Consider the following 12,734-nt stretch of genomic DNA (forward strand, 5'->3'; position numbering starts at 1 on the left):
TTCTTAGCGGTGATACTCCGCGACGGTCATGGTAAAGCGCAACACGCTTTCCCCTTGATTGGCGTAGCTGTGCGTCGATTCCGTTTTAGCCACTGCCGATGCGCCCGCCGTGATTTTCGTCACCGTCTCGCCCACCGTGAGCGTCAATTCACCGGCATTTACATGCAGTAACTCGACAGTTCCGGCTGGATGCCCGGATGAGTGAAAACGTTCCCCCGGATACATCTCCCAGCACCAGAGCTCAATCATGTCAGGCCCCGCCGTTCCCGCCAGCAGTTTCGCGCTACCGCCCTGCTCCCCCTGCCACAACACGGGAATAGCCGTTTCCTCGATAACATGCACCAGCGGTTCACTGGACACATTCACAATGTCAGCCACCGAAACGCCAAGCGCCGCCGCCAGCTTACAGAGAATCGCAATGCTGGGATTGGCAGCCCCTTTTTCGATCTCCACTAGCATCCCTTTACTGACGCTCGCGCGGCGGGACAGCTCATCCAGTGACAACTTTTTATCTTTACGCCAGCTGCGGATACGGCTGGCGACAGCCAAACTCACTTGGGCGATATCAGCACCCGATTCGGTCATTATATTGACTTTATCAGTCATTGGTCACTACCATGGTATAAAACAGTCATTACAGGATTATTTATGTCTCTTGTCACGCCGTCAATAGATCCTCGTCTTGCGTCAATCGCGCCAGGGTTCCGCGCCCTGAGCATCATGGTTGAGGCTGCGCCCATTCTTCATCCCGAGGTCGCCCCCGCAGCGCTAGCGCGCGCCTGTCAGCAGGTTTTAAACGATGATGTTGCCTGGGCTGATGCGCATCTCACCGCCTGGGACGACGTCTTCAAAACCTTTGGCGCAAAGCCTAAACGTACACCTTGTTCAGCTAACGCCCTGCGAAAACGCGTGCTGAAAGAGGGCGAATTGCCTTCGCTCGATCCGATAGTCGATATCTACAATGCCATCAGCGTACGCTACGCCATCCCTGTGGGTGGCGAAAATTTCGCAGCGTATTCCGGAGTGCCTCGCCTGACGATTGCCGACGGCAGCGAACCGTTTGATACCCTGAAAGAGGGCCAGCCGATTGTCGAATACCCGGATGCGGGAGAAGTTATCTGGCGCGATGACATCGGCGTAACCTGTCGCCGCTGGAACTGGCGACAGGGCGTGAGAACGCGTCTGGATAGTCAGGCCAAAACGATGTGGTTCATTCTTGAAAGCCTGCCCGCGATGCCTTACGAAGCGCTGGAAGCGGCGGGTGAGGCGTTAATCAACCACCTGCAACAGCTCATGCCTGGTGCCGTGGCACACCGCGAAATCATTGCTCTTTGATACGTGGCCGGGCAGCACGTGGCTTGCCCGGCTATTTTTTATTCCGGCATCAGCCCCACAAAACAGCGCTTCTTGCGCGGCTCCGACATCAATGCTTCGAGCTTATCCACGCAGGCCAGATAGTGCGGCGTTTTCTTATGCGCCATGACCGCCTCTTCATCTTTGTAGGCTTCGTAGATAAAGAATCGCGTTTTCACGCGCGGATCCTGCAGGACATCAAAGCGCAGATTGCCCGGCTCCTGAATCGCGCCTTCATGATTGGCGCGGAACACGTCCAGAAACTCGTCCACGCGCTCCGGCTTAATGTTGATCTCCACTAGCGTCACGTTCATTGCCCTTCTCCCTGTTTTTCTTCCTGCCAGAACTGGAACGCCTCGCGGGCGCTCATGTTCTCGTGAACCACTTTTTTAACGGCCTTCAGCATCGCCAGCGGCGCGCTGGACTGGAAAATATTGCGTCCCATATCGACGCCGGATGCGCCCTGATCGATGGCGCGGAAGCACATCTCCAGCGCTTCGTGTTCCGGCAGTTTTTTGCCTCCGGCGATGACAATCGGCACCGGACAGCTGGCAGTCACTTTTTCAAACCCCTCTTCCACGAAATAGGTTTTAACGACCTGGGCCCCCATCTCAGCGGCGATGCGGCTGGCGAGTGAGAAATAGCGCGCGTCGCGTGCCATCTCTTTGCCCACACCGGTCACAGCCAGCGTCGGGATGCCGTAGCGATTGCCCGCATCCACCAGCTTGATAATGTTATTGATCGACTGGTGCTCAAATTCGCTGCCGATATACACCTGCGCCGCCACCGCACAGACGTTCAGGCGCAGCGCATCTTCCATTGCCACCGCCACGCATTCGTTCGACAGCTCGCCCAAAATCGAGTTACCGCCAGATGCGCGCAGCACCACCGGTTTATTGGTGGCGGGCGGCACGGTGCTTCGCAAAATTCCGCGCGTACACATCAGCACATCGGTTTCAGCGAACAACGGCGCTATCGACAGATCGATACGCTCAAGCCCGGTAGTCGGTCCCTGAAAATAGCCATGATCAAAGGCCAGCATCACCGTACGATTGCTTTTTGGGTTAAAGATGCGCGCGAGCCTGGACTGCATGCCCCAGTCCAGCGCACCGCAGCCCTTCAGGGTGTAGGGTGTGTTTGTCTGCGGCGTGCCAATACCAAAATCTTTGCCGTCTTTGATGTCATCTAAATCAGCCATTGCTTCCCCCGTCAGAAGTCGTATTTGTCGATGTTTTCTTTGGTAAAGACCACGCGCTCCGGCAGCAGCACGATGCCGTTACCCTTCGCTTCATACTGATAGCCCTGCACGCTGTTCGGCTCGACCTTCAGCACACCAATGCCTTTGACGTCCACGCTATCACCTACGTTAAGATCGCCCTTTTTCAGTAAATGATCGGCGACATTGACCGCAATTTTGCCCTGTTGCACCACATCCCACAGACCAAAGGCTTTCACCGTGCCACGTTCCACGTAAGGGCGCATCACGTTTGGCGTACTGAATCCGACAATCGCTACGCCTTCACGCTTGAGGTTTTCCGTTGCCTGCGCAGCGGCTGGCAGCGCGTTGGCGTCCGGGGCGATAATCGCGTCCAAATCCGGGTAAGCTTTCAAAATCCCCTCGGCGGTTTGCAGGGATTTGGTGGCGTCGTTATAGCCAAACTGCGTGGTCACCACTTGCCACTGAGGATGCTCTTTTTCGATTTTGGCCTTCGCCTCTTTCACCCACTGATTCTGGTCGGTCACGGTCGGGCTGGAGTAGAAAAACGCCACTTTGGCCGCGGGTTTCGTCACCTGTTTTGACGCCATATCGACCAGCAAACTGCCGAGCTGTTCCGGCGTACCCTGGTTGATGTAGATGCTGCGGCATTCGGGTTTGGTGTCGGAATCCCAGGTCAGCACTTTGACACCGCGCTGCATCGCGCGCTTCAGCGCCGGGCACAGCCCGTCTGGCGACACCGCGGAGACAATAATCGCGTTAAAGCCCTGGTTGACGAAGTTGTTGATCAGCTGCACCTGCCCGGAAACGCTCGGCTCAGTCGGGCCATCGTAAGTGACATCCACACCCAATTCTTTACCGGCCTCTTTCGCACCGTTTCCGCCGCTAGTAAAGAAGCCAACGCCCACCAGTTTTGGGATAAAGGCGATACGATCGGCGGCCTGTGCCGACGCCACGCTGAGCGCTACCGCCAGGACTAACAGTTTTGTTTTCATCTCAAGCTCCGGGTATGTTTTGTGAAGAAATTACGCACCCATTCACGGTGCAAACTCAGCGAACGTCCCATGACCACCACCACCAACAGCGCCCCTGACAGCGCGCTCGACACCTGGTTAGGGATGCCGACCATCTGTAAACCTTGCTGCAGATACCCCACCAGCAACGCCGCCAGCGCAGTACCGATAACCGAACCTGAACCACCGTAAATATTCGCGCCGCCAAGCACGGCCGCAGTCAGCGCAGGCATCAGCAGATCACGCCCTAAATCGGAACGCGCCGAGCCGAAATAAGAGACCATCACCAGCGCAGCAATGGCCGATGCCACGCCTACCAGGCCATACAGGGCGTACGGCATGCCGTTGACCGACAGAGCGGCATAGCGCGCCGCGCGCGGGTTTTGGCCGATCAGGAAAAGATGTCGACCGAAACGCCCGCGATGGGTGATCAGCCAGAAAAAGAAAGTAATCACCGCGAACAGCACCAGCGGGATCGGCAGGCCCAACACCGTCAGATTAGCGAAAGCGGTAAAACTGTCGGGGAAGCCGCCGATGCCTTCGTAACCAGTCGCGCCGGCAAAACCGGAGAGCAGCAACGCCCCGCCGCCGTAGAGATACAGCGTACCGAGGGTGATAACCAAAGGGCTGATGCCGGTGTAATGGATCAGTGCGGCGTTGAACAAACCGCACAGCAGGCCGAGCAGCAGCGTCAGCGGAACCGCCAGATACATCGGCAGGCCAAACTGCATCATGACGCCCAGCGCGATAGCACACAGGCCGATGGTCGAGCCGAGCGAAATGTCGATCCCGCCGCTGATAATCACCAGCGTCAGCGGCAGCGCAACAATGCCTATGCAGATAAAGTCGCTGGTGCTAAACAGCAGCATGTTGATATCCAGCATGCGCGGGTTAATCGCCCCGAAGAGCAGGATTTCGAGCACCAGCAAAATCAACAGCGTGGATTCCCAGTTAAGCTTCATTTACGCCACCTCTTTTTTGCGTTTGGGAAACGGGGTGACGTGCTTTCCCCCTTTATTGCCCGGCTGGAACCGGCTGTATTTCAGCGCGCGTTGATGACGCGTCAGCGCCTGGCGTAGTCGCCCGTCAAGCACCAGCACGCCCAGCAAAACCAGTCCGGCGATAAAATCGTTCCACCAGGCCGGCAGTCTGAACAGCACCAGTACGGTGTCGATTTGCGTCAGGAAGAACGCGCCGAGAAATGCGCCGATCAGCGTACCCGTTCCGCCGAGCAACGAGATCCCGCCCAGCACGCAGGCGGCGATCGCTTTCATTTCCAGCCCGCTGCCGGTCTGATTCGGCACAAATCCAATTTGTGAGGCAAAGACAATTCCGGCGCAGGCGGCCAGCATGCCGTTGATCGTGAAGGCCAGCATTCGCGTGCGATTCACCGCGACGCCGAGCTGGCGTGCGGCAGCAAGATTGTCGCCCACGGCGTAGAAATCGCGGCCAGACACCGTGCGCGACAGCGTCCACGCGCCGATGAGTACGAGAAACAGCACCGCCATCCCGAGCGGTGAAACGCCCAGCGCAACAGGTTCCGAGAGCGATTTCAGGCTCGACGGCAGCCCCTCGATCCACTTTCCGCCCGTCCACAACAGCATTGCGCCGCGATACAGCCCCAGCGTCCCGAGTGTGGCGACGATCGCCGGGATGCGTAATCCCACCACCAGCAGGCCGTTAAACGCCCCCGCCAGCGCGCCGATCGCCAGCGCAAATAGCATCGACACCGGCAGGCTGTAGCCGTTATTCAACGCCACCCCGACGGCAATGGCGCACAGCCCCACGGTCGACCCCACCGACACGTCGATATTGCGCGTGAGCATGACCAGCGTCGCACCCAGCGCCAGCAGGATTAAAATCTGCGAACTGGCAAAAATCATCCCCAGCGTCTGAAAGCTCAAATACGCCGGATTCAGTGCCACCAGCACGCCAAACAGTGCCAGAATGGCCAGGAAAGCGCTCAGCTCGCGGTTTTTTAGCAACGTCTTCATGATTGCCCTCCAAAGGCCAGCGCCATCATCCGATCCAGACTCACGACGTGACGCGGCAGTTCGCCGCTGAACATGCCCTGATGCATCACCAGCACGCGGTCCGCCAGTCCGGGGAATTCGTCGAGATCGCTGGAGATCATCAGGACCGCCACATTTTGTGCCGCCACGCTTTTGATCAGTTGATAAATGTCGGCACGCGCCGAAACGTCCACGCCGCGCGTCGGTTCATCGACGATCAGCAGCAGGGGATTTGCCTCCAGACAGCGCGCCAGCAGCACTTTTTGCTGATTGCCGCCGGACAGCGTGCGCACGATTTGATCCGGATGATTAAGTTTGATCCCGAGCGCCCGGTGGTAGCGCTCAACCACCGCCGCTTCGCGCTTGCGTTGCTGCCACAGCGACGGCTCATTCAGCGCGACGGTATTCCAGCGAACAGGCGCATCCAGGAACAAACCGGAAACCTGCCGATCTTCCGGCAAATAGACCAGCCCTTTTTCCAGCCGGGTTAGCACCGAGTCCCCGCCAATCTCCTGATTTTCAAGCCAGATCCGTCCACCACGCGTCGGTCGCAGCCCGTACAGCGTTTCGGCAAATTCAGTCCGTCCGGATCCCACCAGCCCGGCGAGGCCCACGATCTCGCCGGCGTAGATCTCAAGACTCAGATCGATAAACCCTTCGCCCGTCAGATCTTCCACGCGTAACACCGGGAAATCCTGCGCCTGCGTGCGGCGATTTCCCGGCAGCGCCAGCCACAGCTTTTGCGTGTCGCTTAAGCCTTGCTCACGGCTGACGGGGGTCATGGCGGTAATCAGCGCCGTGTCGTCAAACTGGGTGGTTTCGCCGCTCAGCACTACTGCACCGTCGCGCATCACCGAAACGTGGCTGGCGAGCTGGCGAATTTCCGGCAATTTATGCGAGATAAAAACAATGCCGACGCCCAGATCCTGCAACGCGCGGATCTGGCGGAACAGGCGTTCGGTTTCGCCCGGCGTGAGCGACGCCGTCGGTTCGTCGAGGATGAGGATCTTCGCGTCACGCATCAGCCCGCGCAGGATCTCCACCATCTGCTGATCCGCCACTTCCAGCGTGCTGGCGGCGGCATCGAGATTGAGCTGGCACTGCAACTGCTGGAGCTTATCGGCAAGCCGTTTTTCAGGATCGTTGCCGCGCGGTAGGCGAAAGAGAATGTTTTCGCGCACCGTGAGATTGGGGAACAGCATCGGCTCCTGCGGAACAAGATAAATGCCTAACTGATGCGCCTGGCCAGGTTTGAGACGCGCAAAGGGTTTGCCTTCGACGTTAAGTTCACCGCTGTCGGGGGTTTCCACCCCGGCGATGATTTTCATCAGCGTCGATTTTCCGGCGCCGTTGCCGCCCATCAGGGCATGCACCTGGCCGGAAAGCAGAGTGAAATCAATGCCCTTTAGCACCGGGACACCGGAGAACTGTTTGTGGATGCCGTGCGCTTCGATTAGTACTGTCATCATCGCTCCGCTATTGAACAAATGATTTTTTGATTTAATAATGTTCAAAAGCGTAGACGGTGAACTATATTTACAACCGTGCAGGGATCACAGTTTTATTGATTAGGATCCAATTCAGCTAAAAACCTTTTTAAAAGATCCGTTTTGCCGCGTGGCTCACATTTTCAATCCGCGTCATCACGAACATATGATCTAAATTTTTATAAGAGTTCACTTATGAGCGATAAACGCATTGCCGAAGAGAGTCGATTTGCCGGACTGGCGCTAACGGAAGAGGAACTGGTGGCGCGGGTGGCGTGGTGTTATTACCACGACGGTTTAACGCAGAACGATATTGGCGAGCGCCTGGGTCTGCCGCGCCTGAAAATCTCGCGCTTGCTGGAAAAAGGGCGTCAGTCAGGCGTGATTCGCGTACAGATAAATTCTCGGTACGAGGGTTGTCTGGCGCTGGAAACCGAATTACAGCAGCGTTTTGGGCTGAAGCTGATTCGCGTGCTGCCCGCATTGAACACCGTCCCCATGAACGTGCGTCTGGGGATTGGCGCAGCGCAATCATTGATGGGCGTGCTGGAACCGGGGCAATTGCTGGCCGTTGGATTTGGTGAAACCACCATGAGCTGTATTCAGCACTTAAGCGGTTTTATTAGCTCGCAGCAGGTGCGGCTGGTGACGCTCTCGGGCGGTGTGGGGCCGTATATGACCGGCATCGGCCAGCTAGATGCCGCCTGTAGCGTCAGTATGATCCCTGCCCCGCTGCGCGTTTCCTCCGCAGAAGTGGCGGGAATTTTAAAACGCGAAGCCAGCGTGCGGGACGTGATCCTTGCGGCAACCGCAGCCGACGCCGCCGTCGTTGGCATTGGCTCGGTTAATCAGCGTCGTGATGCAACGATTTTACGCGCCGGTTATATCAGTGAAGGTGAACAGCTGATGTACGCCCGCAAAGGCGCAGTGGGCGATATCCTCGGCTATTTCCTGAATGCCGCGGGCGAACGGGTATCCGATCTTGAGATCCACCACGAATTACTCGGCGTGACGCTCGATGAACTGGCGCAGTTGCCTACCATCGTCGGCGTGGCGGGAGGGGAAGAAAAAGCAGATGCGATTTATGCCGCACTGAAAGGTCGCCTTATCAATGGCCTGGTGACGGAAGAGACGACAGCCCGCGCGGTGCTGGCTCTGGCTGGATAAGAGTCGCCCTGCGCCTGACACGAGGCAAGCTGATGAGTTACCTTTTAGCGTTAGATGCAGGGACGGGAAGCGTTCGCGCCGTTGTGTTTGATTTGCACGGCAATCAGATTTCGGTCGGGCAGGCGGAGTGGAAACACCTGAGCGTGGAAAACGTGCCCGGCTCAATGGAGTTTGATCTCGACACCAACTGGCGGCTCGCCTGTCAGTGCATTCACCAGGCGCTGGAGCGCGCGCACCTTAATGCCGCCGATATTCAATCCGTCGCCTGCTGCTCCATGCGCGAAGGCATCGTGTTATACGATCGCAACGGCGACGCCATCTGGGCTTGCGCCAACGTCGACGCTCGCGCCAGCCGCGAAGTGGCAGAACTCAAAGAAATTCACGACTACCGCTTCGAATCCGAAGTGTATGACGTCTCCGGCCAAACGCTGGCGCTGAGCGCCATGCCGCGCCTGCTGTGGCTAGCGCATCATCGCCCTGATATTTATCGCAACGCGGCGACCATCACCATGATCAGCGACTGGCTGGCGGCGAAGCTGTCCGGCGAACTGGCGGTGGACCCGTCGAATGCCGGCACCACCGGCATGCTCGATCTGTTCAGCCGCGACTGGCGTCCAGCCCTGCTGGATATGGCCGGGCTGCGCGCCGATATTCTCTCTCCGGTTAAAGAAACGGGCACCGTGCTGGGGGCGGTCACAAAAGCCGCCGCGTCACAAAGTGGCCTGCGCGAAGGCACGCCCGTGGTGATGGGCGGCGGCGATGTGCAGTTGGGCTGTCTGGGCCTGGGAGTCGTGCGTGCCGGGCAAACGGCGGTTCTCGGCGGAACGTTCTGGCAGCAGGTGGTGAATCTGCCGCAGGTGCGTACCGATCCAGACATGAACATTCGGGTGAATCCTCACGTGATTCCCGGCATGGCGCAGGCGGAGTCGATCAGTTTCTTTACCGGACTGACGATGCGCTGGTTCCGCGACGCCTTTTGTGCGGAAGAAAAACTGATTGCCGAGCGCATGGGAATGGACGCCTATGCTCTGCTTGAGGAGATGGCCCATCGCGTTCCGGCAGGTTCCCACGGCGTGATGCCGATATTTTCTGACGCCATGCATTTTAAGCAGTGGTATCACGCTGCGCCGTCGTTTATTAATCTTTCCATTGACCCGGAAAAGTGCAACAAAGCGACGCTGTTCCGCGCGCTGGAAGAGAACGCGGCGATTGTCTCAGCCTGCAATCTGGTGCAGATTTCACGCTTTTCCGGCGTGACCTTTGAGAGCCTGGTGTTCGCCGGTGGCGGCGCGAAAGGCGCGCTGTGGAGCCAGATTTTAAGCGACGTCACCGGCTTGCCGGTGCGCGTGCCGGAAGTCAAAGAAGCGACAGCGCTCGGCTGTGCAATCGCGGCGGGAACGGGCGCGGGGCTGTATGGCGATATGGCTGCAACGGGTGAAAAGTTAGTGAAATGGAGCCGGGAATTCACGCCGAATCCAGACCATCGCGAGCTGTACGACGGGATGATGCAGAAGTGGCAGGCGGTGTATGCCGATCAGCTTGGCCTGGTCGATAGCGGCCTGACCACGTCGATGTGGCAAGCTCCGGGGCTGGTGCGTGACACTCGCCCCTCACCCTAACCCTCTCCCCATAGGGGAGAGGGGACTGCTCCGTGCGGCCTTTCTCCCTCGCCCTACCCCTCTCCCCACAGAAGAGAGGGAACTGCTCCGTCGGCCTTTCTCCCTCGCCCTACCCCTCTCCCCACAGAGGAGAGGGGACTACTCCGTGCGGCCTTTCTCCCTCGCCCTACACCTCTCCCCACAGAGGAGAGGGAACTGCTCCGTCGGCCTTACTCCCTTGCCCTACCCCTCTCCCCACAGAGGAGAGGGAACTGCTCCGTCAGCCTTTCTCCCTCGCCCTACCCCTCTCCCCATAGGGGAGAGGGGACTGCTCCGTGCGGCCTTTCTACCTCGCCCTACACCTCTCCCCACAGAGGAGAGGGAACTGCTCCGTCGGCCTTTCTCCCTCGCCCTACCCCTCTCCTCACAGAGGAGAGGGGACTGCTCCGTGCGGCCTTTCTCCCTCGCCCTACCCCTCTCCCCACAGAAGAGAGGGAACTGCTCCGTCGGCCTTTCTCCCTCGCCCCTATGGGGAGAGGGCCGGGGTGAGGGGAAAGCAATCTTTGAATCCCATCACATTCGCCACACTCCCCTTTTCCCTTTTCCCGGCGACTGGCTAAATTAGTAACTCATCCGACCACATAACAATAATTTTACATTGGAAGAGATTATGAGCCGCTACCCGTCGTTATTCGCCCCGCTTGATCTGGGCTTTACTACGCTCAAAAACCGCGTGTTAATGGGCTCGATGCACACCGGTCTGGAAGAACACCCGGATGGCGCTGAACGGCTGGCGGCGTTTTACGCCGAGCGCGCCCGTCACGGCGTGGCACTGATTGTGACCGGTGGCGTCGCGCCTGCGCTGTCGGGCGTCGGCATGGAAGGCGGTGCGGTGCTGAACGATGTCAGCCAGCTGCCGCATCATCGCGTAGTGACGGACGCGGTCCACAAAGAGGGCGGCAAAATCGCCCTGCAAATTCTGCATACCGGGCGCTACAGCTATCAGCCGCATCTGGTCGCGCCCTCAGCGATTCAGGCGCCGATCAACCGTTTCAAACCCCACGCCCTGACGCATGACGAAATTCTCACGCTGATTGATGACTTTGCCCGCTGCGCTGCGCTGGCACGTGAAGCAGGCTACGACGGCGTCGAAATCATGGGGTCCGAAGGCTATTTGATTAACGAATTTCTGGCCGCACGCACAAACCAGCGCGACGACGAATGGGGTGGCGATTATGCGCGCCGAATGCGCTTTGCCATCGAAGTGGTACGTGCCGTGCGCGTGCGCGTCGGCACCGATTTTATTATCGTGTTCCGCCTGTCGATGATCGATCTGGTGGAAGGCGGCGGAACGTTTGACGAAACCGTACGGCTGGCGCAGGCGATCGAAGCGGCGGGAGCAACGATCATTAATACCGGCATCGGCTGGCACGAAGCGCGTATTCCCACCATCGCCACCGCCGTACCTCGCGCGGCGTTTAGCTGGGTGACGCGCAAGCTGAAAGGCAAAGTGTCGATTCCGCTGGTGACCACTAACCGCATTAACGATCCGCAGGTCGCAGACGATGTGCTGGCAAATGGCGATGCGGATATGGTGTCGATGGCGCGTCCGTTCCTCGCCGATGCCGAGCTGCTGTCCAAAGCGCAAAGCGATCGCGCCGATGAGATTAATACCTGCATCGGCTGTAATCAGGCCTGTCTGGATCAGATTTTCGTCGGCAAAGTCACTTCTTGTCTGGTCAACCCGCGGGCCTGTCACGAAACCAAAATGCCGATTGTGCCGGCAGTGAAAATCAAGCGTCTGGCGGTGGTGGGTGCAGGCCCGGCAGGCCTGGCCTTTGCGGTGAATGCCGCGTCGCGTGGGCATGCGGTCACGCTGTTTGATGCCGCCGCGGAGATCGGCGGGCAGTTTAATATCGCCAAACAGATCCCCGGCAAAGAGGAGTTTTACGAGACGCTGCGCTATTACCGCAAAATGATCGCGCTAACGGGTGTGGATTTGCGCCTCAATCATTTCGTGACCTCAGCGGATCTGACGGAATTTGACGAAGTGATCTTAGCCAGCGGGATCGCCCCACGCATGCCAGAGATCGAGGGTATCGATCATCCTAAGGTGCTAAGTTATCTCGATGTCTTACGCGACAAAGTGCCTGTGGGTGAAAAAGTGGCGATTATCGGCTGCGGCGGGATCGGCTTTGATACCGCGATGTACCTCAGCCAGCCGGGCGAGGCGACCAGTCAGAATATCGCCGAGTTCTGCGTGGAATGGGGGATCGACACCAGCCTGAATCAGTCCGGCGGCCTGCGCCCGGAAGGCCCGCAGTTGCCAAAAAGCCCGCGCCAGATTGTGATGCTGCAGCGTAAAGCCAGCAAACCGGGCGAAGGGCTGGGCAAAACCACCGGCTGGATCCATCGCACTACCCTGCTTTCACGCGGCGTGAAGATGATCCCGGCGGTGAGTTATCAGAAGATCGATGACGACGGATTGCATGTATCGATCGGCGGGGAGCCGCAGCTGTTACGCGTGGATCAGGTCATTTTGTGTGCCGGACAGGAGCCGCGTCGTGAGCTGGCGGATCCGCTTCGCGAAGCGGGAATAACGGTGCATTTGATTGGCGGGTGCGACGTGGCGATGGAGCTGGATGCCCGGCGCGCGATTGCGCAGGGTACGAAACTGGCGCTGACTATTTAGCATTTCTGGAGGTAAAAGCAAAACGGTCACAACCGTGACCGTTTTTAGTCTTTGCACCCTCTCCCCGGGTGTACGGTCCGGGGACATCATGAACACTTGTTCGGGGACATGGTAGACACTTACAACTAAGGCATACGAACCCCTTTTCCGGAGTCGCTTATGCCGTGGGATGCGAGAGATACCATGTCATTACGTA

At 58.3% G+C, this 12,734-nt stretch carries 11 protein-coding genes; 4 read left to right on the forward strand and 7 right to left on the reverse strand.

What is annotated here, in order from left to right; translation table 11 throughout:
* Positions 1 to 3: 3 nt before the first annotated feature.
* Positions 4 to 606 carry a helix-turn-helix domain-containing protein gene (locus AC07RN_RS14910; RefSeq protein ID WP_015960513.1) on the reverse strand — a complete coding sequence of 201 codons (603 nt, stop codon included), beginning with the start codon at positions 604 to 606 and terminating at the stop codon, positions 4 to 6.
* 42 nt (positions 607 to 648) lie between these two features.
* Here AC07RN_RS14910 and AC07RN_RS14915 point away from each other — a divergent pair, with 42 nt between their 5' ends.
* Positions 649 to 1,335, forward strand: a complete 687-nt coding sequence (locus tag AC07RN_RS14915; RefSeq protein WP_478336716.1) for a B3/B4 domain-containing protein — start codon at positions 649 to 651, stop codon at positions 1,333 to 1,335.
* Between the two features lie 38 nt (positions 1,336 to 1,373).
* Here AC07RN_RS14915 and lsrG read toward each other — a convergent pair whose 3' ends face one another.
* The 6 genes from lsrG to lsrA are packed head-to-tail and all read right to left on the reverse strand — an operon-like array spanning position 1,374 to position 7,060.
* Complete coding sequence (gene lsrG / locus AC07RN_RS14920; RefSeq protein WP_015960515.1) at positions 1,374 to 1,667, reverse strand: (4S)-4-hydroxy-5-phosphonooxypentane-2,3-dione isomerase; 294 nt, start codon at positions 1,665 to 1,667, stop codon at positions 1,374 to 1,376.
* Positions 1,664 to 2,551, reverse strand: coding sequence for a 3-hydroxy-5-phosphonooxypentane-2,4-dione thiolase (gene lsrF, locus AC07RN_RS14925; RefSeq protein WP_015960516.1), 888 nt, complete (start codon positions 2,549 to 2,551; stop codon positions 1,664 to 1,666). Before lsrF ends, lsrG begins: the two co-directional genes overlap by 4 nt.
* 11 nt (positions 2,552 to 2,562) lie before the next feature.
* The gene (lsrB, locus tag AC07RN_RS14930; protein WP_015960517.1) at positions 2,563 to 3,564 is read right to left on the reverse strand and encodes an autoinducer 2 ABC transporter substrate-binding protein LsrB; all 1,002 of its coding nucleotides are present in this window, start codon (positions 3,562 to 3,564) and stop codon (positions 2,563 to 2,565) included.
* On the reverse strand, positions 3,561 to 4,544 hold the full coding sequence (lsrD, locus tag AC07RN_RS14935) for an autoinducer 2 ABC transporter permease LsrD (RefSeq protein WP_133631499.1): 984 nt from the start codon (positions 4,542 to 4,544) through the stop codon (positions 3,561 to 3,563). Before lsrD ends, lsrB begins: the two co-directional genes overlap by 4 nt.
* Positions 4,545 to 5,576, reverse strand: a complete 1,032-nt coding sequence (gene lsrC, locus AC07RN_RS14940; protein WP_449545181.1) for an autoinducer 2 ABC transporter permease LsrC — start codon at positions 5,574 to 5,576, stop codon at positions 4,545 to 4,547. It abuts the gene before it with no gap.
* The gene (gene lsrA / locus AC07RN_RS14945) at positions 5,573 to 7,060 is read right to left on the reverse strand and encodes an autoinducer 2 ABC transporter ATP-binding protein LsrA (RefSeq protein WP_478336731.1); all 1,488 of its coding nucleotides are present in this window, start codon (positions 7,058 to 7,060) and stop codon (positions 5,573 to 5,575) included. Before lsrA ends, lsrC begins: the two co-directional genes overlap by 4 nt.
* 216 nt (positions 7,061 to 7,276) lie before the next feature.
* Here lsrA and lsrR point away from each other — a divergent pair, with 216 nt between their 5' ends.
* The 3 genes from lsrR to AC07RN_RS14960 all read left to right on the forward strand — a co-directional run bounded on the left by lsrR (position 7,277) and on the right by AC07RN_RS14960 (position 12,538).
* Positions 7,277 to 8,248, forward strand: coding sequence for a transcriptional regulator LsrR (lsrR, locus tag AC07RN_RS14950; protein ID WP_478336717.1), 972 nt, complete (start codon positions 7,277 to 7,279; stop codon positions 8,246 to 8,248).
* 32 nt (positions 8,249 to 8,280) lie between these two features.
* A complete protein-coding gene (gene lsrK / locus AC07RN_RS14955; RefSeq protein WP_478336718.1) occupies positions 8,281 to 9,867 on the forward strand; it encodes an autoinducer-2 kinase in 1,587 nt (528 codons plus the stop codon).
* 649 nt (positions 9,868 to 10,516) lie between these two features.
* Positions 10,517 to 12,538, forward strand: coding sequence for an oxidoreductase (locus AC07RN_RS14960; RefSeq protein ID WP_478336719.1), 2,022 nt, complete (start codon positions 10,517 to 10,519; stop codon positions 12,536 to 12,538).
* Positions 12,539 to 12,734: the final 196 nt, after the last annotated feature.

The sequence above is a fragment of the Lelliottia sp. GFLA7 genome, from assembly GCF_056490165.1.